A 23,483-nucleotide genomic window follows, 5' to 3' on the forward strand; every position below is an offset into this window, starting at 1 on the left:
CTAACCTTTAATTATACTTTAACTCATCAACCACATATTGTGGCACTTGTTCATAACAAGAAAAATGCATGCTATACTGAGCTCTTCCCTGAGATATAGAACGCAAAACATTTATATAACCAAACATATTTGCAAGAGGAACCGAAGCAGTAATTATTTTGCTATTATTACCTAAATCCAGCATATCAACAACACTGCCTCTTCTACTATTTATATCACCCATAACATCACCCATATATTCTTCAGGAGTAATGATTTCCACTTTCATTATAGGTTCTAGCATTTTTGGACCAGCTTTATTTGCCATTTCCTTAAAAGCACCTTTAGCAGCAAGTTCAAAAGCCAAAGGACTAGAATCAACATCATGAAAAGCACCATCAAGAAGAGTAGCCTTAAAATCAATCAATGGAAAGCCAGAAATTATACCACCTTCTTTTATCAACTCTAAGCCATTTTGCACTCCAGGTATATACTCTTTTGGAATAGCACCGCCTACAATTTTACTTTCAAACTGAAAGCCAAAACCAGGCTCAAGAGGTTCGAATTTTATTTTAACTTTAGCAAACTGACCAGCACCACCTGATTGTTTTTTATGAGTGTAATCAATTTCAACAGATTTAGTGATAGTTTCACGATATGCAACTTGAGGCGCACCAACGTTAGCTTCAACATTAAACTCGCGCTTCATTCTATCAATAATAATCTCAAGATGCAGCTCACCCATACCTTTCAATATAGTCTGCCCACTCTCCGCATTTACTGACATCCTTAAAGAAGGATCTTCTGCAACCAATCTATTCAAAGCAACACCTAATTTTTCCTGATCTGAGGTAGTTTTCGGTTCTATAGCAGTTTCAATAACAGGATCAGGAAATTCCATACGCTCTAATAGTATAGGAAAATCAGATGAACATAAAGTATCACCAGTAATTGTTTTCTTTAATCCAACTAAGGCAACTATATCACCAACTTTAGCTTCGTTTATATCTTCTCTGTTATTTGCATGCATAAGCAACATTCTACCAATTCCTTCAGTCTCATTCTTTCCAGCATTTAACACAGCAGATTTAGATTTTAACTTACCGGAATAAATACGAATAAACGTCAAGCTACCTACAAATTTATCCGTCATCACTTTAAACGCAAGAGCAACGAATTTCTCTTTTTCTGAAGGTTTGATCTCAATTTTCTTTTCTGAATCTTTAGGATCAGTTCCAATAATTACATCAACATCAATAGGAGAGGGTAAAAAATCAACCACACCATCTAAAAGTGATTGCACGCCTTTGTTTTTAAAAGCTGACCCACATAATACAGGGACAAATTTTCCTTTAATGGTCCCTCTTCTCACGCACTTTTTCAATAAATCAATTGGCAGATCGTTAGATTCAAAGTAAGTATTTATCGCCTCGTCATCCATTTCAGCTGCAGCATCTAATAAAAGATTTCGATACTCTTGAGCCTTATCAAGCAAATCAGAAGGAATATCTTCATAAGAAAATTTAGCGCCTAATGTTTCTTCTTGCCATATAATAGCTTTCATAGAAATAAGATCGATTATGCCTTTAAAATATTTCTCACTTCCTATTGGCAACTGAATAACTAAAGGTGACGCGCCAAGCTTCGTTTTTATCATATCGATACATCGATAAAAATTTGCCCCTATTCTATCCATTTTATTAACAAAGCAGATACGAGGAACGGTATATTTATCAGCTTGACGCCAAACCGTTTCAGACTGAGGCTCAACTCCAGCAACTCCATCAAATACAGCAACTGCACCATCCAAAACCCTCAAAGATCTCTCAACCTCAATAGTGAAATCAACATGACCAGGAGTATCTATTATATTAATCCTATGATCATTCCAAAAACATGTTGTTGCAGCAGAGGTAATTGTAATGCCACGCTCCTTCTCTTGTTCCATCCAATCCATAGAAGCCGCACCATCGTGCACTTCACCAATCCTATTTTGTTTACCAGTATAAAATAAAATACGCTCTGTTGTGGTGGTCTTGCCAGCATCTATATGAGCCATTATTCCTATATTTCTATACCTAGATATTAAAACTTCCATACCACAATCAATCAGCTAATATTAAAAACGAAGATGAGAAAATGCTTTATTAGCTTCAGCCATTTTATACTTTTCTTCACACATCTTAAATGCACCACCACATTTATTATAAGCATCTAATATTTCAGACTGCAAACAATAAACAGTAGTTCTACCACTCTTTTTGCGAGCAGCAGAAGTTGCTCTAGCAATCCACCTTAATGCCAAAGAAATTGCTCTATCTTGACGAATTTCAACAGGGACTTGATAAGTTGCACCACCAATACGCCGAGAGCGTACTTCTATAGAAGGGGTAACATTTTCTACTGCTGTTTCAAAAATTGATAAGGCATCTTTGCCTATTTTCTTTTCAGCTAAGGACAAAGCACTATAAGCAATCTTTTCTGCAATAGACTTTTTACCACATTTCATAATTATATTAATAAAACGCATAAGCAAGACACTACCATAACGAGAGTCAGGGCTTGTTCTTTTTTTTGCTTTATTACGACGTGCCATAAATTTTAACCAGATTTCTTTACACCATATTTTGAACGGGCTTTCTTTCGATTTTGCACACCACGTAGATCAAGAGCACCTCTTATTATGTGATAACGCACACCCGGCAAATCCTTAACTCGCCCACCACGTATTAAAACAACGGAATGCTCTTGTAAATTATGACCTTCGCCAGGTATATAAGCCGTCACTTCACCGTATCCACTAATCTTTACTCTAGCTACCTTACGTAGTGCTGAATTAGGCTTTCTAGGAGTTGTAGTATATACCTTAGTGCAAACACCCCTTCTTTGAGGATTGCATTTTCCCAAAGCTGGCACCTTCTTCTTGCGAGTTAACCCTGATCTACCCTTACATATCAATTGATTTATCGTAGGCATATACTGTAAATTTAAAACTCTGAAAATAACTAAGTCTTAGTTATAAAATAATAAACCTCAATAGTCAATATAAAAATAAACATTACTACTCTAATAATCTCAGCCCAATTGCTTTGAAAGCTACTGATAATTATATGCTAAAGCGCATATTGGTTTTAATATTAAGAAATTATCACTTGCTGTGGTCGAATTAATATAGATATGGAAGAAGTAATATACTGTGATAGCTATCAAAGAATATGCAGAAAATAATCCTTATAATAACGCTAATTCTGGATTAAGGAAGGAAGAAAGTATAGGAAATGGAAGGCTTTTTGGATTTCAAGGAATAGGAAATGAGAGTAGAAAAGATGTGAACCAAGAAATTAACGGGAGATCTATGGCGAGTATGTTCACTTTCAAGTCTATTTTTGAGGTAGCCAAAAATCGTCTCAATGATCGACCTTTTTCTCAGCAAAATCTTTTCATGTAGTGAAATTAATGCGTTTTTCATCCCCTTTTTCACCTTGGTAACAAGTTTCAAACCGCGGTTAAACAACTCTTGGAAAAGCTCTTTTTTAATATAGCCTTTATCACCAAACAAAAGACCGGTTAATTTCTTAGTTAGGTTTGCTACAGGCTCTCTATCGTCAACATTACCTCTTGTAAGCGTAAAAGCTTGAATTTCACCTTTCTCGTTAATTATCAAATGTAGTTTAAAGCCGAAAAACCAGCCATATGTACTCTTGCTTAATTTTGCAATTCCAGCAAAAACCTTATTTCTTGATATTCTTTTTGCATGGCAAACTGCAATAGGAGTTGTATCTATGTATGAGATTCCAGTAAGTTCTGACCATCCGCAAAGGCACTGTAATAGCATGGCTAAATGCCACAAAACCCTGGGCTTTAGAGCAACAAACCTAGTGTATGAAGGCAACTTCGAAAACTCTGATTTGTAGAGCAATGTTAGGTAATGCAGGTAGAAAGCCTTAAAATTTTCACAGGGAGATTGCTGATACAGGAGGATTATTGTGATAATTTCCGAGTGTGTAATTTCTGGCACTCTTGTGGGTTTTTACCGTTTGGCAGTAGTTTATCTGCAAAATTTTTCTCTATATCTCTGCAAAAATCATCGACCAGACAAAACAGTTTTGTTATATCTTCCATGGGTAACCTCATCTATTTTTTTCTATTTGTTGAGTTTACCCTACTCTCCTGACTTTTCTATTCTCTTTTTAATCCAGAATTAGCGTCAAGAGTGTAAAGAACGCAGACACTGATGAAGAAAAAGGCTATGACGCTGGTAAAAAAATCTCAGGAATAAAACGCCATATCGCACAAGATATAGATGTTTGCTATTTATTCTTAAGCTTATTTAAATAGCATTTTACTTTTTTTAGTATGTAGAGATTTTCTAGAAATTATTCTATTGAATTCTATGATATTATTTTTTGTAGCATTGTTATACATACCATAAGAGTGAACTGACGAAATTTGTAAAGTAGCTTTATGGCTTAGCTACATGATACTAACACTCAAGTAAATTTTCATCAATGGCGCAATTTGCTATGTCTATATCTCACATAACTTACAACTTGCTTTACTCCTTTTACTTTTCTTGCAATTGCTATTACAGCTTTTAATTCTGCCTTATTTTGAGCTATGCCCATCAAATAAACGACTCTATCAACTGTATTAACGCTATAATTAATTGATTTAATATTTCTTTTTCCCAAAAGCCTTGTGCTTATCTCTGCTGTTATCATACCATCTACAGTAACATCTAGCATAGAAGCCATTTTAATTGGTGTGACTCTTATTTCATTTATCACTTCTTTAATCTCTTTTTGCTGCCAAGCTATTTTCTCTGCTGTGAGTTGCTTTTCATGATTATCAACATTTCCAATGAGTAATACTCTTCCTTCACTCACTTTAACTTTTATAGATGAGAACAGTCCGTGTTTTAAGAGTCCCTTATTGATTCTTATTACTATAGTTGTATCATCAATAATGTTTCCCAAGGATTTATCTTGCATTGTTATTGCTGTAGCCGCTGCAGTTGCTGTTACCACTATACCACTTACAAGAGTCGTACAGCCACTCTGTGTAATCAGAAAAATTGTGAGCAAGAAGCTTGCTATTAATCTCATTATTAATTTCCAGAGTTTAGAGCCTTAATTAAAGGATATTAATAAGCTTTTTTTATTGTGTAAATACTATAAATTGAATAAGCCTTGAATATTTCTAAGACAGTACTTATCTTAATAGTGTTAGTTAAAGTAATTCAGGCTTAGATTCATAGTGGAGTTAACCAGTATTATAAGTTCAGTCTGTGGTACTAAAATCTAATCTTTAAATTGCATAAGATGACAGAAATGGTTATCTATAAGTTAATGAAGGGCTCTTGCGGATATGGCGGAATTGGTAGACGTGCCAGGTTTAGGTCCTGGTGAGCTTGCTCGTGGGGGTTCAAGTCCCTCTATCCGCACTTAAAGTCATGTAACTCAGGTTTTAAGAGAAAATTTATAATCACTAAGTACACTTTTGTTTGTATAAGAACCTGTTCTTAAGGATTGTATTTAACTTAAATTCTGGTAAAATGGCTTTATTAAAACACAAATAAAATATTGATAACAGGTTGTGATGTCTAGTAATATACCTCAAAATGCAGTCGAAGCAGATACATTAAGTAATATATATACCTATAAGGAACTTAGTGTAGATAAACTAAAGTATGAGTATGAAATCACAGTTAGTAGTGATTATATAGAACAAAAGATAAACTCTAGATTACAAGAAATAGCGAAGAATGCAAAATTGCCTGGATTTAGATCAGGAAAGATGCCTTACGATCTTGTTATTACAAATTATAAAAACGAAGCTTTGGAATATGTGATAAACGATACGATTGACTATTGCTCAAGTGATTTAATGAAAAAAATCGAAGTTAAGTCTCACATCCATCCTAAGGTTGATATTATGTCATTACCAAACCTTGATAAAAAGGATAAAAAAGGTGACTTTCTGTACAAATTATCTTTTGAATCGATGCCAAAAGTGCCAGTAATAGATCTTGATAAAATAAATTTAAAGAAAGTTAAGGCAAAAATCAAAGAGGGAGACATAAAAGAATTTATTGATTCTATAAAAACAAAATTTCCTAACTTTGTCTCTGTTGATGATGCTTCTTATCAAGCAAAAAACGAGGATAAACTGATAATTGACTTTGAAGGGCGAATTAGAAATAAGCTCTTTCAAGGTGGAAGTGGCAAAAATTTTACTGTTAATTTAGGATCTGGAACATTTATAAATGGTTTTGAAGATCAATTAATTGGCATGAAAAAAGGGGAAACAAAAAGCTTTAAGTTGAGATTTCCTGAAGATTACCAGGTAATTTCCCTTGCGGGACAGGAGGCTGCTTTTTCTGTTCGAGTTAATGACATTCAGATTGCCAAAGATTTGCAAAGTGATAATGAAATAGCTAGGAGAATTGGTTTTGAAGATCATTCTTCGCTAATAGATCATGTAAAAGAAGTAATTGATAATCAGTGTAAAGAAATGGAAGATCTCTTAATTAAGAAAGAGCTATTTGATTGTTTGGATGCTAGTTATAGTTTTGATTTGCCTATAGAAGTAGTAAAACAGGAACAGCAGAGAGTGGAAAGAGAGTTGAATGCTAAAGATGATTCGTGTAAAGAAGCTGAAAGACGCGTAAAGCTTGCAATGCTATTCATGGAGTTCAGTAAAGAACATGAAATATCATTAACTCAAAGTGATATTATGAATGTTATTGTAAATCAATATGTCAGTAAAGATGTATCATTTGACAGGGTATTTAAACATTTTAAATCAGATGGACAATTTCAGGAATTAGTTAGAGGGCAAGCGCTTGAGTATAAAGTGACGGATTATATGATAGAAAAAGCTAGTAAAGAAGAACAGATTGTTTCTGTGAAAGAATTAAAGGAATTATTTGATAATATTTGATAGGAAAAGGTATGACTCTTATACCAATTGTAGTTGAACAAACTAGTCGCGGTGAGCGGGCTTATGACATATATTCAAGGCTAGTAAAAGAAAGAATAATTTTCGTAACTGGCCCTATTGAAGACAACATGGCCAGCGTAATAGTAGCACAGCTTTTATTTTTAGAATCGGAAAATCCCGATAAAGACATTTGTATGTATATTAACTCACCAGGTGGTGTTGTAACTGCTGGTTTGTCGATCTACGATACAATGCAGTATATAAATCCAGACGTTTCAACTTTGTGTATAGGTCAAGCTGCATCTATGGGTTCTTTGTTGCTTACAGCTGGTGCGGAGGGTAAACGTTACTCGCTACCTCATTCAAGAATTATGATACATCAGCCATCTGGTGGTTATCATGGGCAAGCAACTGATATAGAAATACATGCTAATGAAATTTTGCGAGTTAAGAAAAAATTAAATCAAATTTATGAAAAACATACTGGAAATTCACTAAAAAAAATTGAAGAAATGATGGAAAGAGATAAATTCATGGATCCTGAAGAAGCAATGAAAACTGGCTTAATTGACAGAGTAATAGCTGAGCGTAAAGATATGAAGATTGAAAATATTAAAGTTAAACAAAAGGTAGTTTAATGGATAACAATAATGATTTACACTACTGTTCTTTTTGTAACAAGGCACAAAACGAAGTAGATAAATTGATTACTAACTCTTCAGATGGTTTAAAGGTGTTCATTTGTAATGAATGCATAGAGTTATCCCATAAAGCAATAAGTCAAAAGAAAGAGAGAGCTTTTAATTCAGATCATATATCTGATATGAAGCTATTACTAAAGAAACCTGAAGATATAAAAATTTTTCTTAGTAAGCATGTTGTAGGTCAGGAACATGCGCAACACGTTTTATCTGTGGCTATGTATAACCATTGTCAATCCATGGTGCAACTTCATTCTATAAGTGATATTGAAATTGAGAAATCAAATATAATGCTTATTGGTCCTACTGGTTCTGGTAAGACTTTGCTAGCAAAAACACTTGCTAAAGTTTCAGATGTGCCATTTGCTATGGCCGATGCGACAACTTTGACTGAGGCAGGTTATGTAGGTGATGATGTAGAAAGCGTGTTGTCACGTCTATTACAAGCTGCAAATTATGATGTTGCAAAGGCACAGCATGGTATAGTGTTTATCGATGAAATAGACAAGATTACAAGAAAATCTGAAAGCACTTCAATAACCCGTGACGTTTCAGGTGAAGGGGTCCAGCAAGCTCTGCTTAAGATTATGGAGGGTACAGTTGCTTATGTTCCGCCACAAGGAGGGCGAAAACACCCGCAACAAGAGTTTATACAAGTAGATACTAGTAATATACTATTTATTTGCGGAGGAGCTTTTGAAGGCCTAAATAAAATTATTGAGGCAAGAAAAAAGGGAACATCAGTTGGCTTTGGAGCAGATATAAGTCAGTCTAAAGCACAAAAGAAAAAAAATGCTTTACGCGATGCTCAACCTGAGGACTTAATCAAATTCGGCTTGATACCCGAATTTGTAGGACGAGTTCCAATAACTGCTGTTCTAGATGAGCTGGATCACGAAGATTTAATACATGTGTTGACAGAGCCAAGAAATGCGCTAGTAAAACAATATAAAGCATTGCTTGCATTTAGTAAAGTAAATCTTGAGTTTTCAGATGAAGCAATATCAGCTATTGCTAAAAAAGCTATAAGCTATAAAACAGGTGCAAGGATGTTACGTGCTATCTTAGAGTCACTTTTGCTTGATGTTATGTATATATCCGGCAACGGAGGTTTTGAAGGTAGCACTATAACGGTTACTAAGAAAATGGTAGAATTAGGCAAAGTGACGATTAATCATAATAATAAGGGTAGTGTTATAACGGTTAATGATTAATTTGAGGCATATATTATGAGTATTGGACGTGCTGTAAACTTTAATTCTACTGTATTACCAGTATTACCTCTAAGAGATGTAGTAATTTTTCCAAATATAATGTTGCCTTTATTCGTAGGTAGAGAAAAATCTGTTCATGCACTAGAGTATGCAATAAGTAGCAGTAGTCACCAAAACGAGATTTTTCTCATAGCACAAAAAGATGGTTCTATTGATAATCCAGAGCCAGAGAATCTTTATGAAGTAGGTGTGTTAGCAAACATTATACAACCATTAATAAAACTGCCTGACAATGCAGTAAAAGTCATGATTCATGGGGTAAGAAGGGGAAGAGTTATAGAATATATTAGCTCTCACACTTTGTTAGAGGCCAGAGTAGCATTAGATGGTCATTATGAGTATGGAGAAAATGAAGATAATATTGATTTAGAAGCTTTAAGGCGTTCTGTTATAGATGCATTTGACAATTGGTGTAAACTAAGCAAGAAAAATCGGCCCGAGATTATTATTGACCCCATCGATCAAGTTAAAGAGGTTAATCAAATTGTAGATATGATAGCTTCGTACTTAAATATAAAGGTATCAGACAAGCAAAACATACTTGAAGTTTATAACCCAAAAGAGCGTTTAAAAAAAGTTTTTGCTCTTATTGAGAGAGAAATAAGTATTTTGAGTGCACAAAACCGCTTGTATAAGACAATTAAATCACAGGTTGAAAGTACTCAAAGAGTTTACTACCTTAATGAGCAATTAAAAGCTATACAGAAAGAATTAGGTGAGTTTGAAAATGGAGATGAAGGGAATATACTCAATGAATTTGAAAAAAAGATAAATGAAACAAAGCTTTCTGAGGAAGCAAAAGAGAAAGCAATAACTGACTTAAAGAGATATAAGAAAATGAATCCCATTTCTCCTGAAGCAACAGTTATATCTAGTTACTTGCATTGGTTGCTTGATTTGCCATGGAGAAAGTACAAAGATGCAAAAATTAACTTAAATGCGGCTAAAAAAATCTTAGATGAAAATCATTATGGCATAGAGAAAGTAAAAGATAGAATAATAGAATTTTTAGCAGTATTAAAGAGAGTAAAAGAGATAAAGGGTCCTATACTTTGCTTAGTTGGACCACCTGGTGTTGGTAAAACTTCTTTAGCTAAGTCTATGGCAAAAGCAGTAGGAAGAGATTTTGTTCGCATATCTCTTGGTGGTATACGTGATGAGTCTGAAATACGAGGACACAGGAAAACTTATATTGGCTCAATGCCTGGTAAAATCATTCAACACATGAAAAAAGCTAATTCATGCAACCCGCTTTTCCTTCTTGATGAAATAGATAAGATGGGTTCTGATTCGCGTGGTGATCCTGCATCTGCATTACTTGAGGTTTTGGATACTGAGCACAATAAACATTTTACAGATCATTACTTGGAAGTTGAGTTTGATCTTTCAAGTGTAATGTTTGTAGCCACAGCAAATAGCTTAAATTTACCGCATCCTTTGCGTGATAGGATGGAAATTATACAATTATCTGGGTATACCGAAGACGAGAAGATCAGTATTGCTACACATCACCTTATTCCAAAATTAAAAAAAGAGCATGGTTTGCATCAGAAGGAATGGGAAATAACCAATGAAGCATTATACGAGTTGATACGTTTATATACACGTGAAAGCGGCGTGCGAAGCATGGAAAGGGAACTTGCAAAACTCATGAGAAAAGCAGTTAAAGCAATATTAACTGATCAAAATAAGAAAATATCTATAGAGATTGGTAATTTACAAGATTATCTAGGGGTACGTAAGTATACCTTTGGCATTGCAGAAAATGAGAGTTTGGTAGGGATAGTAACTGGTCTTGCCTATACTGAAACAGGTGGTGATATTTTGATGATAGAGTCAGTCCTAATTCCTGGTAAGGGGGAGATAAAATATACAGGAAAGCTTGGAGAAGTTATGCAAGAGTCTATAAAAGCTGCGTATAGTTATGTGCGATCAAATTGTTTATTTTTCGGTATAAAGCCCGAAAAATTTCAAAATAATGATATACATTTGCATGTACCTGAAGGTGCTGTGCCAAAAGATGGCCCCTCTGCTGGCAGTGCAGTATGTACATCTATTGTTTCTCTCATGACAAATATATCAGTTAACAAAAGTGTTGCTATGACAGGCGAAGTAACATTGCGCGGTAGAGTTTTGGCTATCGGGGGCTTGAGAGAAAAATTGCTTGCTGCGCTAAGAGGATCAATCAAAACTGTGATTATACCAAGTGAAAATGAGAAAGATATGGAGGAGATTCCCGCAAATATTAAAGAAGGGATCAACGTAATTTTTGTTAAGAATATTGATGAAGTTATAAAAATTGCTTTAATCCGCCCTATTACTTCAATTGATGGTGATAGTCAAAATAGTCTAGCTTCCTCCATAGAAAATAAAGATAGTACCTTCTCTGCGTTAGAAACATTAAAGCACTAAATTGAAAAGGTTTATGCAATTTTCGTTTCTTTTTTTTAACCTCAAAGCTCTGATTTGAATATATAAATTACAAGTAACATATATGGCAATTTCATAAGTTCATTTTTCAAGCATATATTGCAATATCTCACTAGCAATTGCAACATCTTGGCGTGGAGTTTTGCCATGTTCTATAAACACTGAGATTGCATAGCGCGGATCATGGTAGGGGCCATAAGCGATAAACAATTTATGACTTTCACCTTTAGAGTTTATCTCTGGTGTACCGGTTTTGCCAGCAATTTGTATACTGCCTAGTCCTTTTCTATAGTTAGAATTCACCGCGTCAAACATAGCTTTTCGAACCACACTAAGATGCTCATGATTCACATCAATATCAAGAAAGTCTTGCCGTGGTTTACTCATCTCAATGTGGGGAATTACCTCCTTTCCTGTTGCAACCCTCGCTGCAAGAACCGCAAGCTGTAGTGGTGTTGTAAGTAAATACCCTTGTCCTATAACTAAGTTAATGGTATCACCTAAATACCACTCTGAATATAGCTTGCGTGCACGCCAATCCACATCAGGCAACAATCCCGGAGCTTCTTCCTTAAACATTCCAATTAATGGTCCACTTCCTATACCAAATTTGCTAGCCATTTCTAGTAGAGAATCTACATTTATTTTTTTTCCTATATTATAAAAGTAAGTGTTGCATGAGAAGGCCATTGCCTCGTTTAAAGATACATATCCATGGACTTTGCTTTTTAGGCAACGAAATTTTCGTTCACCTATTTTCATATAGCCCCTACACGAGAACTTTTCTTCTGGTGTTATTATTCCATCTTTTAAACCCGCAAGCGCATCTATTATTTTAAATATTGAACCAGGTGGAATTTGATATGATAATGCACGGTTTACAAGCGGTAATGAAGGATTGTTTAAATTTTTCCAAGTTTCATTTGATAATCTGCTAGTGAAAAGATTATTATCGTAAGAAGGTGAATTATATAATGCTAAAATTTCTCCGTTATTTACATCAATTACCACTGTGGAACCTTGGTGGTCTTTAAATATCTCTGCAATTTTCTTCTGTAAATCAACATCAATTGTCAGCTGTATATCTTGTCCGTCTTGCTGCGGTATGCTAGATAACTCTCTCATGATACGCTTCTTAGAATTTATTTCCTGCTCAGATTTTCCGGTCTTGCCTTTTAATACATGATCATATGTATATTCAATTCCACTAACCCCTGCTTCATTTATGTCTTGCTGTCTTTTTGTATATCCGATTATATGAGAACATATCGAACCAAACGGGTAATAACGTTTATAAAGAGCAGTTATTTTTGTATCTGATGATTTTATTGCATCAGGTTTAATTTCTGATAACATCTGCAAATCAACTTCCCTAGTAAAGGTTTTTTGCCCATTAAATAAAACAATATACGAAATTTTGTTTACTGCGAGTTCAACGCTATTTCTATCCAAAATCCTGCCTCGTTTAGGCACAATAGTAACAACTTTTATCCTGTTATTATTGGATAGCACTTCATATTTTTGTCTATCTCGTACTTGTAAAGTATACAACCTATAACTAAAAATAGCAGAAATAGTAAGCTGAATACCACCTAATATGAATGCCCTGCGGTTGAAGACCTTGTTTTTTTGTCCACATAGAATTCCTTTAGAACGCACTCATCCTCCTTTTATTGGCACATTTCTAGCTTTCACTACATCACAAACCCTTTCTTCCCACTCACTTAAGGTAACAAGTTTGTAACCCGATTTTTTTAGTATTTCAATAATCTGAGGTAAAGCTTCAACTGTATTTGATTTGTTATCGTGATCATGGAACAATATAATCGCTCCATTATGTACATTGCTTAAAACTCTTTCAACCAAAATCTCTGATTTATCACCTTGCCAATCCAGAGAATCGACTGTCCATAATATGGAATACATATTTAATCGATTAGTATTTTCGATCAAATTATCATTGTGACATCCATATGGTGGACGAAACCATTTTACATTCTGTTCTGTTACATTTTTAATTGCCACATTTGTCTTTTCCAGTTCTTGCAATTGCTCCTCACTTGAAAGTGATGTCAACTTCCTATGCGACCAAGAGTGATTGCCTAACTCATGACCTGCTTCATGGATTTTCTTTACTATTTCAGATGTTTTTTTATTTATACGCTCACCAAGCACAAAAAATGTCGCTTTTGTTTTATTGCTCTCCAGAATATTAATAATATCTCCTGCTCTATTATAAGAAGGTCCATCATCAAACGTAAGTGCAACGAACTTATCTTTGTTATTCAATAATTTCTTTATATTACTTAAATTTCTATATGATAGATCCAAATCACAACTGAGCCCACGACACGGTAAGTTAAAGTTACAATCACTACAGAAAACTGAACTTGAATATAGCAAAAGAAAAGCGATTATTCTTATAAACATATATAATCAGCAAAGTGATAGAGTACTACACTTTTTTGCTAAATTAAACCACTTTTAACAGCTACTGTTTACTTCGTTACTTTGTCAATATATTATATTAATAACTTTATATAATATAGTATGATTGCAAATATAAATACCGTTGCACTTCAGGGAACCAGCACAGTAAATGTTAATGCACAAATTCACATGGCAAATGGTATTCCAGCTTTTAATATTGTTGGACTTGCCGGATAAAACTGTTGCAGAATCCAGAGAGCGTATCAGAGCAGCGTTAAATTCAATTAATCTTCTGTTACCTCCAAAAAGGATTACGGTTAATCTTTCCCCCTGCGGATTTGCTTAAAGAAGGTAGTCATTATGACTTAGCTATTGCTGTTGGATTACTTGTTGTAATGAATGTGATACCAGTTGAAAAAGTTCAGTCTTATATAATTATGGGCGAGCTTGCACTAGACAGCAGAGTCATACCAATCTCAGGAGTACTTCCAACAGCAATCAATGCAAAACAGGCAAATAAAGGAGTAATTTGCCCAAGGGGAAATGAAGTATAGTATTTTCTAAAATGAATGATAAATTTCCATTATGGTATTACCAACCAAAAGTTGTAAGTCTGTACATTTATACATCAGAGGTCTGAGGCGGCTTTTGATGGTATGCCAACAGTGTTCTATGGGATTCAAATCTCACTTTTACCCACAAGTATAAAAAGCAAGTAAGATAGAGAAAAATATACTTAAGATGAGGTAAAAACGCTAATTCTGGATTAAAAAGAGAATAGAAAAGTCAGGAGAGTAGGGTAAACTCAACAAATAGAAAAAAAATAGATGAGGTTACCCATGGAAGATATAACAAAACTGTTTTGTCTGGTCGATGATTTTTGCAGAGATATAGAGAAAAATTTTGCAGATAAACTACTGCCAAACGGTAAAAACCCACAAGAGTGCCAGAAATTACACATTCGGAAATTATCACAATAATCCTCCTGTATCAGCAATCTCCCTGTGAAAATTTTAAGGCTTTCTACCTGCATTACCTAACATTGCTCTACAAATCAGAGTTTTCGAAGTTGCCTTCATACACTAGGTTTGTTGCTCTAAAGCCCAGGGTTTTGTGGCATTTAGCCATGCTATTACAGTGCCTTTGCGGATGGTCAGAACTTACTGGAATCTCATACATAGATACAACTCCTATTGCAGTTTGCCATGCAAAAAGAATATCAAGAAATAAGGTTTTTGCTGGAATTGCAAAATTAAGCAAGAGTACATATGGCTGGTTTTTCGGCTTTAAACTACATTTGATAATTAACGAGAAACGCTAATTCTGGATTAAGGAAGGAAGAAAGTATAGGAAATGGAAGGCTTTTTGGATTTCAAGGAATAGGAAATGAGAGTAGAAAAGATGTGAACCAAGAAATTAACGGGAGATCTATGGCGAGTATGTTCAATTTCAAGTCTACTTTTGAGGTAGCCAAAAATCGTCTCAATGATCGACCTTTTTCTCAGCAAAATCTTTTCATGTAGTGAAATTAATGTGTTTTTCATCCCCTTTTTCACCTTGGTAACAAGTTTCAAACCGCGGTTAAACAACTCTTGGAAAAGCTCTTTTTTAATATAGCCTTTATCACCAAACAAAAGACCGGTTAATTTCTTAGTTAGGTTTGCTACAGGCTCTCTATACGCTAATTCTGGATTAAGGAAGGAAGAAAGTATAGGAAATGGAAGGCTTTTTGGATTTCAAGGAATAGGAAATGAGAGTAGAAAAGATGTGAACCAAGAAATTAACGGGAGATCTATGGCGAGTATGTTCAATTTCAAGTCTATTTTTGAGGTAGCCAAAAATCGTCTCAATGATCGACCTTTTTCTCAGCAAAATCTTTTCATGTAGTGAAATTAATGCGTTTTTCATCCCCTTTTTCACCTTGGTAACAAGTTTCAAACCGCGGTTAAACAACTCTTGGAAAAGCTCTTTTTTAATATAGCCTTTATCACCAAACAAAAGACCGGTTAATTTCTTAGTTAGGTTTGCTACAGGCTCTCTATCGTCAACATTACCTCTTGTAAGCGTAAAAGCTTGAATTTCACCTTTCTCGTTAATTATCAAATGTAGTTTAAAGCCGAAAAACCAGCCATATGTACTCTTGCTTAATTTTGCAATTCCAGCAAAAACCTTATTTCTTGATATTCTTTTTGCATGGCAAACTGCAATAGGAGTTGTATCTATGTATGAGATTCCAGTAAGTTCTGACCATCCGCAAAGGCACTGTAATAGCATGGCTAAATGCCACAAAACCCTGGACTTTAGAGCAACAAACCTAGTGTATGAAGGCAACTTCGAAAACTCTGATTTGTAGAGCAATGTTAGGTAATGCAGGTAGAAAGCCTTAAAATTTTCACAGGGAGATTGCTGATACAGGAGGATTATTGTGATAATTTCCGAATGTGTAATTTCTGGCACTCTTGTGGGTTTTTTACCGTTTGGCAGTAGTTTATCTGCAAAATTTTTCTCTATATCTCTGCAAAAATCATCGACCAGACAAAACAGTTTTGTTATATCTTCCATGGGTAACCTCATCTATTTTTTCTATTTGTTGAGTTTACCCTACTCTCCTGACTTTTCTATTCTCTTTTTAATCCAGAATTAGCGTTCTATCGTCAACATTACCTCTTGTAAGCGTAAAAGCTTGAATTTCACCTTTCTCGTTAATTATCAAATGTAGTTTAAAGCCGAAAAACTAGCCATATGTACTCTTGCTTAATTTTGCAATTCCAGCAAAAACCTTATTTCTTGATATTCTTTTTGCATGGCAAACTGCAATAGGAGTTGTATCTATGTATGAGATTCCAGTAAGTTCTGACCATCCGCAAAGGCACTGTAATAGCATGGCTAAATGCCACAAAACCCTGGACTTTAGAGCAACAAACCTAGTGTATGAAGGCAACTTCGAAAACTCTGTTTGTAGAGCAATGTTAGGTAATGCAGGTAGAAAGCCTTAAAATTTTCACAGGGAGATTGCTGATACAGGAGGATTATTGTGATAATTTCCGAATGTGTAATTTCTGGCACTCTTGTGGGTTTTTTACCGTTTGGCAGTAGTTTATCTGCAAAATTTTTCTCTATATCTCTGCAAAAATCATCGACCAGACAAAACAGTTTTGTTATATCTTCCATGGGTAACCTCATCTATTTTTTTCTATTTGTTGAGTTTACCCTACTCTCCTGACTTTTCTATTCTCTTTTTAATCCAGAATTAGCGTTAATGGGAAGTTTCTTAGAAGCGATGATGTACCGGAATATCACCTTTAGCTATTTGTCTGAATGTTTTTAGTATGTAGACTGTTAGGAAAATTTCTTTTGCTTTTGTGATTTTAATGTTAAAGTATAATCCCTAGGTGCAATAAGTAGCTGCTGTTGTGTGATAAACACAGCAGAGGAAAGTCCGAGCTCCAAGAAAAGGTAGTGACGGGTAACGCCCGCCGGAGGTAACTCCAGTTATAGGGCTACAGAAAATTACCGCCTAAATATTATTAGGCAAGGGTGAAAAGGTGTGGTAAGAGCACACCATAACAATGGCAACATTGGTAGTCAAGTAACCAACACTAGGAGCAAGATTAAATAGAAGTGGATTTTATGTTTTTCTCATATCTACTCGGGTAAATCGCATGAAGTAAATGGTAACATTTACTCCAGATAAATAGCTACATAAACAGAACTCGGCTTATATTTCACCTAGGCAATGCATGAATGTCAGCCATACTATGTAAATGTATCAAACATTTCACATATCCTGTACGCTCAATTTGACCACCTATATTCCTTTTACTTCTTGGCTTATCTCTTTATTTTATTTCCTTTTGAACTTAACAAAGCTTGAATTTTAACCGAGCTTTTCCTTTAACTCGTCATTCTCTATCTCTAAAGCCTTACTTTCTTACCTATAACTTTTTAGCTCCGCTTCCAACTTTTCTATCTTTTGTTGCAAATCTTTGTAAAGTTCTAAAAGACTGACCACGTTACCTCACTTTTAGGATTAGTTTTTATCTTACTAAATCTACCTTTTCGCTTCTTCAATCAACAAGTAAATAAAGCATTTCATGCGCTGTCCTTGACTTGTTCTGCTTGATAGTCACTACTGCTTTCGCTTATATTAACACTAGAGTATTCTTCATCGTCAACATACTCTTTTAGAACATATCCTCTACCCCAAACGGTTTCTATGTGGCTTATTCCGTCATTTGCACTTTCAAGTTTTTTACGTAATTTACACATAAAAACATCAACTATTTTGTTGTCTGAAGGTTCGTCCAAGCCATTGTAAAGATGGTTTAAAAACATTTCTTTTGTCAACACTGCTCCTTTACGCAATGCCAGCAATTCTATCATGGAATACTCTTTGTTAGTAAGGTGAACTGTTTTGCCTTTTACCTCAACAATCCTGTGATCAAAATTGATATTCATATTACCAATCTTTATCACTGATTCGGGATGGCCTTTAGTACGTCGGACTATGGCCTTAATTCGAGCTAATAATTCGCTCTTGTGAAATGGCTTGGTTAAGTAATCGTCGGCACCATACCCAAGTCCTTTAGCTTTATGGTTGGCAGCGGAGATACACGAAAGTATTAAAACAGGAACTTTGATTTTTGCACTTCTTAATCTTAACAGTATATCATATCCATCAATATCACCAGGCAGGTGTATATCTAGAATAACTAGATCGTAACAGTCTCCACCTGAGGAAACCATATTATTGTTATAATCTTGTGCAGAAGTAACAACGTCGCAAAAATGTCCATCAGAAGTTAAGGCATTAACTACAGTCCTTGCACTTACTTGATCATCTTCAATTAATAATATACGCATATTTTACACCCCATAAATAATTTATAATTTTAGTAATATATATAACCAAGGAAAGTAACAAATCAAATTTTTATTAATGAATAATAGAAATTACACTTATTAATTAATAGTTAATGTGTCGTTCCAAAATTATACAAATAGATCTAAAATACAATAGATATACTATAATAGTACTATTTTTAGTAAATATTGAATAGAAGCTATTTTTATTAAAAGAATACTTATACCAATTCTCATTATTAATGAACCAAATAAGAAGCATAGCAGAGTTGTTTAACCGTGGAAGGGGAAAGAGAGGTAATAAATTTACACAAAGCGCATTCAAGCAGAACGATTGTATCGTAGATTTTATTGCGTAAAATGTTCTGTTTTATATATAACCAAAACCTCTCAACAGGATTGAGTTCAGGTGAGTATGGTGGTAGGTATATAATTTCGATATTTTTAGGTGCCTTTAAATTTTTTGACTTATGCCAACTAGCGCAATCCATTACGAGAAAAGCCTTTCGTATTCCTAAATATTGCGACATCTGTTCAAGGAATATATTTATACAATCAGTGTTGACGTTTGGTGCAAATAAGCTAAAATTCTCTCCATTTCTGGGATTAACTGCACTATAGAGATAAAAATTTTCCCTACCTAATTTTACCTTAACCTTTGTCCTACTGCCTTTTTTAAACCACCCATGTCCAACTTTCGAATGTGTACCAAACCGTGATTCATCGAAGAAAAATAGCTCTTTTTCAGAATGCATGACAATAGTTTCATTGAGGTTTTTTTTTAAACTCCTCTTGCTTGTTTTTATCTTGTCCACTATGAACTGGTCTTGGTGTGATATATGAGAATTTCATTCTTTGCATATTACGATGTATTGCGGATTTGCTGATATTCAAACCAAATCTTTCTTGGATTCTTATTCTCATTTCTCTAATAGTAATATTGGGGTTTTCCTCTATCCACAACTCAATTCGTTCAAGTTGACTTTGGTTCAATGTAGTTTTTCTACGGCGTTGAGGTGGAGCAAATAATTTTTCTTCTCTTCCAAATTTTATGTGCTTTATCCATGTAGTAATTGCCTTTCTCGAAATGCAACATATTTTTGCTACAGCTGTTATACTGTGCTTTTTTGCTGCAATTACAGCATTTAGTTTTTTTGCAACATACGCATTATTTCTTACTCTCTTCAGCATCTCTTTTGCTGATTTCACCACTTTTTCATCCAATAATTTTGATCTTAATGCCATCTAAACCTCGCTATTTTACTTACTTCAGTATGGCTTTTTTCCATTATTTTCTATTCGTTGCTTGTATAGCGGGAATTGGTATTAGGTTAATAGATATTTAAACTATTTTATACTTTTATGTTATATTTTTAATTTACTTATTCTACAGTTTTAAATTATAAGTAATACTTTCAGGAATATTGAGTGGTAATATCAGTTTTAGGTGCTGGCGCATGGGGTACAGCAATTGCGATTTCATTAAGTGGTAAGAAAAATGTAATTTTGTGGACTCGCAATAAGGCCATATTTGAATCAATTAAAGAGAAAAGAGAAAGTGACAAGCTACCTGATTGTCCAATTTCTGATAATGTATCAGTAAAATTAGCTATTGAAGATGCAGTGAATGCTTCAGTAATAATTCTAGCTGTTCCCACTCAGTCTCTAAGGGAGATATGTCATCAATTGAATGATTGTAACCTAAAAAAAAATGTAGCAATAATTTTGGCTTGTAAGGGAATAGAAAAATCTACATTAAAATTACCTAGTGAAGTAGTCAATGAAGTTTTACCTAATAATCCTCTTGCTGTTTTTTCTGGTCCTAGCTTTGCTATAGAAGTTGCAAGAAAATTACCATATTCGATGGTTCTTGCATGTCAAAATGAAGTATTAGGTTTAAAATTAGTATCAGAGCTACAGCAAGAAAATATTAAATTGTACCTTAGTAGCGATGTTACAGGAATACAGGTTTGTGCAGCGTTAAAGAATGTTTTTGCTATAGCATGTGGGGTTGTTCTAGGTAGGTTTGGGTTTAATGCTCATGCAGCATTAATTACGAAAAGTATGAGTGAAATTAAGGCTTTATACTCAGCAAAAGTTGGTGACGGCAATGTAGATATAAATACACTACTTGGACCAGCATGCTTAGGCGATTTGGTTGTGACATGCACATCATTAAATTCAAGAAATCTATCTTTTGGATCTAAAGTAGCTAATAGTAATGGTTCTAGTGCTCAGCAGATTTTATCAGAAGGTAAGTCGGTAATTGAAGGTTTTAACACTGCTAAGTCTGCATTTGATTTAGCAGAAAAGCTAAAGGTAAAAATGCCCATATGTGAAGCGATCTATAGATTGCTATATGAAAATACTTCTATAGAAGATACTATTTCTGTTCTTGTAAATTAGTTTTATATTTCGGTATATTGTGAAATTTTTATATAAATTAATATCAACATGGTGGCTATCTGGCACGGTAAAACACATGCCAGGTACTATAGGCAGCTTGGCTGCTTACCCAATTGTTCCTATATTACTCAATGACAGAATTTTAGGTACAGCAATTATTTTTTTTTTATTCTTAGTTGGATTATGGTCTACAGGCAATTATATACAACATTACAAAGCTCCGCATGATCCAAAAGAGGTAGTAATTGATGAAGTAGTTGGTCAATTGCTGACAGTACTTCTAGTTTCAATATTATTAGAACAAGAAATGAATAGCTCTGTATTGTTGGTGTGCTTTTTCTCCTTTAGGTTTTTTGATATAATAAAAGTGTGGCCTATAAATTTGATTGATAAAAATACAAAAGGTCCTTTAGGTATTATGCTAGATGATGTTGTAGCTGCAATTTTAGCCTTTGTTTTTATAGGAGCCTTTTATTGTTTATTGTTGATTTATGCAGAATAAAAAAATTTGTTATTCAAGCTTAATTATTCAGAACCTAAAGGATTATATACTTTATGCAACGAATTTGTCCAAGTGGGAAATACATGACGAATTTGATAATGTTATATTTACAGTAAATGGTACCAGAGAATCGTTATTTAATTTTGTGTTTTGTGAAGATCAATGTACTGAGCTTTCCATATGCAGAACTCTAGATTATCTCAAAGCACGAAATATAGAAGCAACATGGATAATAAGTCCACGTATAAAAATAGGGGGTATTTTAGAAAAATGCGAAATAAAACACGTTAGCACACCAAAAAAAGTTTTACTCAATATAAAAGATTATTTTTTGCCTGATGATGCTGTTCCAAATTTGAAGTTCAATGTTGTAAATAGTAGTGAGCTCTTAGAGCAATTAGATTTACACACTTCTAAAATTTTTTATCATAGAATTAGTATTGTTAGCACATTTTTTCGCCAATTATCGAATTATGATGATAAGAGCTCAAGGTTAAGATTTTTTCTTGTAATGCTAAATAACGAAATTGTTGGAATATGCGGTCTTTATATTCAAGACAGCATAGCTGGTTTTTATAGCGATGGAGTTTTACCAATTTACAGGGGTCGTGGAATAGGAACTCAAATGGTTCTAGAAAGAATAAAGATAGCTAGGCAATTTGAATGCAAATACATAGTAGCACATTGCATGAAACCTTCTGTAAACCTTTATAAGAGATTAGGCTTTAGGGTATTTGGCAATCTTCACTTATATACCTCTTCAGTACAATCTCTTTGCTGAGAGGTTACAAATTTTTATATTTGTTTTAGAATACTATGTTTTTTTTGTATGAAATAGTTTTACTACTAATTCTAGTATTCTTCTTTTTCTCATATTCTAAATTAAAAATTAGTAATAAAATTAAGGACTTACAACATCAAAATGTTATCATAAATAATTTAATAGATACTGTGAATGATGGATTTTATATTTGGGACGCAAAAAAACGTATAGAAAAATTTTCTCCCAATTTACTAATTTTGCTTAATACTGTTTTTTATTCATTTAATGAGTTTGTAAATTTTTTTGAGCAATCAGAAAGCTTAATTAAAAGTTTTGCTGAGGCAAAGGAAATAAATAAATCTTTTACTCTAGATTTAAAGTCAAAAGACAGTGAGGTTTATTGCACATGTTATGGTAAAAGCATAATAGATTATTCTAATAATGTGATTGGTGTGTTGTTATGGATAAGGAATATCTCCGATTATAAGATAAAAGCTAATGAACTTGAGTTAGAAAATAGTAAGCTTATGCGAGAATTGGAGAGCTATAAAAAAATTTTTGACTCTTTACCATTTCCAATACTGAAGCACAATAAGAATAAAAAAGTAAGGTTTTATAACTTATTTTATGATAAATATATAGGCAGCTCTAAAAAATTTACTGTTGCGAGTGGCTCCTATGACGTAAAACCAGGAGAGTGTGTAATAACTTACAAGAACGAACCTAAGGTTTTTAATTTTGTTGAAGTTCCAATGCAAAATTCTAATAGCATAGTAATGTATGGAAAAGATATTAGTGATGAAAAAAAATTACATACTGAGCTAAGCAATTGTTTAGCTGCACAAGAAAGTTTGCTTGAGAAGCTATCGATTGCTGTAGCGATATATAGTAAGAATCAAAAGCTAAAATTTTATAATAATGCTTTTATAAAAACTTTTCAGTTTGATCCAAAATTTTTGGAGTCTTATCCAACTTATCACGAGATTATGCTTCACCTATTTGAATCTAAAAAGCTTTTAGGAAAAAATGATTTTCAAACTATTAATAATCAAAGACATGAGTTGTTCAAAAGATTACTGGAATCATATGGTGAAACAATACATTTCATGAACGGAAGAACGTTTAGAGTATTAACAATACCCTATGCTTCAGAGGGTCTACTATTTTCTTACGAAGAGTGCCAGAAATAACAC

At 33.9% G+C, this 23,483-nt stretch carries 16 protein-coding genes, 1 tRNA gene, 1 other RNA gene and 7 pseudogenes; 13 read left to right on the forward strand and 12 right to left on the reverse strand.

Going from position 1 to position 23,483, the window contains the following annotated elements; translation table 11 throughout:
- Positions 1 to 7: 7 nt before the first annotated feature.
- From fusA to O1Q06_RS04050, 4 genes and pseudogenes are all read right to left on the reverse strand, one after another.
- On the reverse strand, positions 8 to 2,077 hold the full coding sequence (fusA, locus tag O1Q06_RS04035) for an elongation factor G (protein ID WP_410543070.1): 2,070 nt from the start codon (positions 2,075 to 2,077) through the stop codon (positions 8 to 10).
- A gap of 21 nt (positions 2,078 to 2,098) precedes the next feature.
- A complete protein-coding gene (gene rpsG, locus O1Q06_RS04040; protein WP_006014699.1) occupies positions 2,099 to 2,575 on the reverse strand; it encodes a 30S ribosomal protein S7 in 477 nt (158 codons plus the stop codon).
- Between the two features lie 5 nt (positions 2,576 to 2,580).
- On the reverse strand, positions 2,581 to 2,955 hold the full coding sequence (rpsL, locus tag O1Q06_RS04045) for a 30S ribosomal protein S12 (RefSeq protein WP_010406837.1): 375 nt from the start codon (positions 2,953 to 2,955) through the stop codon (positions 2,581 to 2,583).
- Between the two features lie 277 nt (positions 2,956 to 3,232).
- Positions 3,233 to 4,101, reverse strand: a pseudogene (locus O1Q06_RS04050) (IS982 family transposase).
- 78 nt (positions 4,102 to 4,179) lie between these two features.
- Here O1Q06_RS04050 and O1Q06_RS04055 point away from each other — a divergent pair.
- Positions 4,180 to 4,278: pseudogene (locus O1Q06_RS04055) on the forward strand (IS5/IS1182 family transposase); the annotation flags it as partial.
- Positions 4,279 to 4,484: 206 nt separating this feature from the next.
- Here the strand turns inward: O1Q06_RS04055 and O1Q06_RS04060 are convergent.
- Complete coding sequence (locus O1Q06_RS04060) at positions 4,485 to 5,084, reverse strand: BON domain-containing protein (protein WP_410543071.1); 600 nt, start codon at positions 5,082 to 5,084, stop codon at positions 4,485 to 4,487.
- 256 nt (positions 5,085 to 5,340) lie between these two features.
- On the opposite strand from O1Q06_RS04060, the gene O1Q06_RS04065 reads away from it, so the two are divergent.
- The 5 genes from O1Q06_RS04065 to lon all read left to right on the forward strand — a co-directional run bounded on the left by O1Q06_RS04065 (position 5,341) and on the right by lon (position 11,308).
- Positions 5,341 to 5,422: transfer RNA gene (locus tag O1Q06_RS04065), tRNA-Leu, on the forward strand.
- Positions 5,423 to 5,577: 155 nt separating this feature from the next.
- Positions 5,578 to 6,921, forward strand: coding sequence for a trigger factor (gene tig, locus O1Q06_RS04070; RefSeq protein ID WP_410543072.1), 1,344 nt, complete (start codon positions 5,578 to 5,580; stop codon positions 6,919 to 6,921).
- Positions 6,922 to 6,932: 11 nt separating this feature from the next.
- Positions 6,933 to 7,559: an ATP-dependent Clp endopeptidase proteolytic subunit ClpP gene (gene clpP / locus O1Q06_RS04075; RefSeq protein ID WP_007301999.1), complete on the forward strand. Its 627-nt coding sequence runs from the start codon at positions 6,933 to 6,935 to the stop codon at positions 7,557 to 7,559.
- A complete protein-coding gene (clpX, locus tag O1Q06_RS04080; protein WP_007302000.1) occupies positions 7,559 to 8,836 on the forward strand; it encodes an ATP-dependent Clp protease ATP-binding subunit ClpX in 1,278 nt (425 codons plus the stop codon). Before clpP ends, clpX begins: the two co-directional genes overlap by 1 nt.
- A gap of 15 nt (positions 8,837 to 8,851) precedes the next feature.
- Positions 8,852 to 11,308: an endopeptidase La gene (gene lon, locus O1Q06_RS04085; RefSeq protein ID WP_410543073.1), complete on the forward strand. Its 2,457-nt coding sequence runs from the start codon at positions 8,852 to 8,854 to the stop codon at positions 11,306 to 11,308.
- Positions 11,309 to 11,407: 99 nt separating this feature from the next.
- Here lon and O1Q06_RS04090 read toward each other — a convergent pair.
- Positions 11,408 to 12,965: pseudogene (locus O1Q06_RS04090) on the reverse strand (penicillin-binding transpeptidase domain-containing protein).
- Positions 12,966 to 12,985: 20 nt separating this feature from the next.
- Positions 12,986 to 13,615, reverse strand: a complete 630-nt coding sequence (locus O1Q06_RS04095; protein WP_410543074.1) for a polysaccharide deacetylase family protein — start codon at positions 13,613 to 13,615, stop codon at positions 12,986 to 12,988.
- A gap of 261 nt (positions 13,616 to 13,876) precedes the next feature.
- Here O1Q06_RS04095 and O1Q06_RS04100 point away from each other — a divergent pair.
- Together O1Q06_RS04100 and O1Q06_RS04105 are read left to right on the forward strand one after the other, a co-directional pair.
- Positions 13,877 to 14,307 (forward strand): annotated as a pseudogene (locus O1Q06_RS04100) (magnesium chelatase domain-containing protein); the annotation flags it as partial.
- A 288-nt stretch (positions 14,308 to 14,595) separates the two neighbouring features.
- Positions 14,596 to 15,068: pseudogene (locus tag O1Q06_RS04105) on the forward strand (transposase); the annotation flags it as partial.
- Between the two features lie 16 nt (positions 15,069 to 15,084).
- Here O1Q06_RS04105 and O1Q06_RS04110 read toward each other — a convergent pair.
- From O1Q06_RS04110 to O1Q06_RS04120, 3 genes and pseudogenes are all read right to left on the reverse strand, one after another.
- Positions 15,085 to 15,432: pseudogene (locus tag O1Q06_RS04110) on the reverse strand (transposase); the annotation flags it as partial.
- Between the two features lie 16 nt (positions 15,433 to 15,448).
- The gene (locus tag O1Q06_RS04115) at positions 15,449 to 16,318 is read right to left on the reverse strand and encodes an IS982 family transposase (protein ID WP_410542661.1); all 870 of its coding nucleotides are present in this window, start codon (positions 16,316 to 16,318) and stop codon (positions 15,449 to 15,451) included.
- Between the two features lie 85 nt (positions 16,319 to 16,403).
- Positions 16,404 to 16,927 (reverse strand): annotated as a pseudogene (locus tag O1Q06_RS04120) (IS982 family transposase); the annotation flags it as partial.
- Between the two features lie 217 nt (positions 16,928 to 17,144).
- Here O1Q06_RS04120 and rnpB point away from each other — a divergent pair.
- An RNA gene (gene rnpB / locus O1Q06_RS04125) (RNase P RNA component class A) lies at positions 17,145 to 17,493 on the forward strand.
- A gap of 355 nt (positions 17,494 to 17,848) precedes the next feature.
- Here rnpB and O1Q06_RS04130 read toward each other — a convergent pair.
- Positions 17,849 to 18,619 (reverse strand): response regulator transcription factor, encoded by a 771-nt coding sequence (locus tag O1Q06_RS04130; RefSeq protein ID WP_007302014.1) that lies wholly within the window; start codon positions 18,617 to 18,619, stop codon positions 17,849 to 17,851.
- Positions 18,620 to 18,858: 239 nt separating this feature from the next.
- Positions 18,859 to 19,864 (reverse strand): IS630 family transposase gene (locus O1Q06_RS04135; RefSeq protein WP_410543075.1). Its coding sequence is split into 2 segments (ribosomal slippage): positions 18,859 to 19,401 and positions 19,403 to 19,864, totalling 1,005 coding nucleotides; the frame shifts between segments, so codons are not numbered across the junction.
- 183 nt (positions 19,865 to 20,047) lie between these two features.
- Here O1Q06_RS04135 and O1Q06_RS04140 point away from each other — a divergent pair.
- The 4 genes from O1Q06_RS04140 to O1Q06_RS04155 are packed head-to-tail and all read left to right on the forward strand — an operon-like array spanning position 20,048 to position 23,480.
- Positions 20,048 to 21,025: an NAD(P)H-dependent glycerol-3-phosphate dehydrogenase gene (locus O1Q06_RS04140; protein ID WP_410543076.1), complete on the forward strand. Its 978-nt coding sequence runs from the start codon at positions 20,048 to 20,050 to the stop codon at positions 21,023 to 21,025.
- A 19-nt stretch (positions 21,026 to 21,044) separates the two neighbouring features.
- Positions 21,045 to 21,527 carry a phosphatidylglycerophosphatase A gene (locus tag O1Q06_RS04145; protein ID WP_012481861.1) on the forward strand — a complete coding sequence of 161 codons (483 nt, stop codon included), beginning with the start codon at positions 21,045 to 21,047 and terminating at the stop codon, positions 21,525 to 21,527.
- The gene (locus O1Q06_RS04150) at positions 21,517 to 22,308 is read left to right on the forward strand and encodes a GNAT family N-acetyltransferase (RefSeq protein WP_410543077.1); all 792 of its coding nucleotides are present in this window, start codon (positions 21,517 to 21,519) and stop codon (positions 22,306 to 22,308) included. The genes O1Q06_RS04145 and O1Q06_RS04150 overlap by 11 nt, the downstream gene beginning before the upstream one ends.
- Positions 22,309 to 22,343: 35 nt before the next feature.
- Positions 22,344 to 23,480, forward strand: coding sequence for a hypothetical protein (locus O1Q06_RS04155; RefSeq protein WP_410543078.1), 1,137 nt, complete (start codon positions 22,344 to 22,346; stop codon positions 23,478 to 23,480).
- Positions 23,481 to 23,483 lie beyond the last annotated feature (3 nt).

Source organism: Wolbachia endosymbiont of Tetranychus urticae (genome assembly GCF_046529255.1).
GTDB lineage: Bacteria > Pseudomonadota > Alphaproteobacteria > Rickettsiales > Anaplasmataceae > Wolbachia.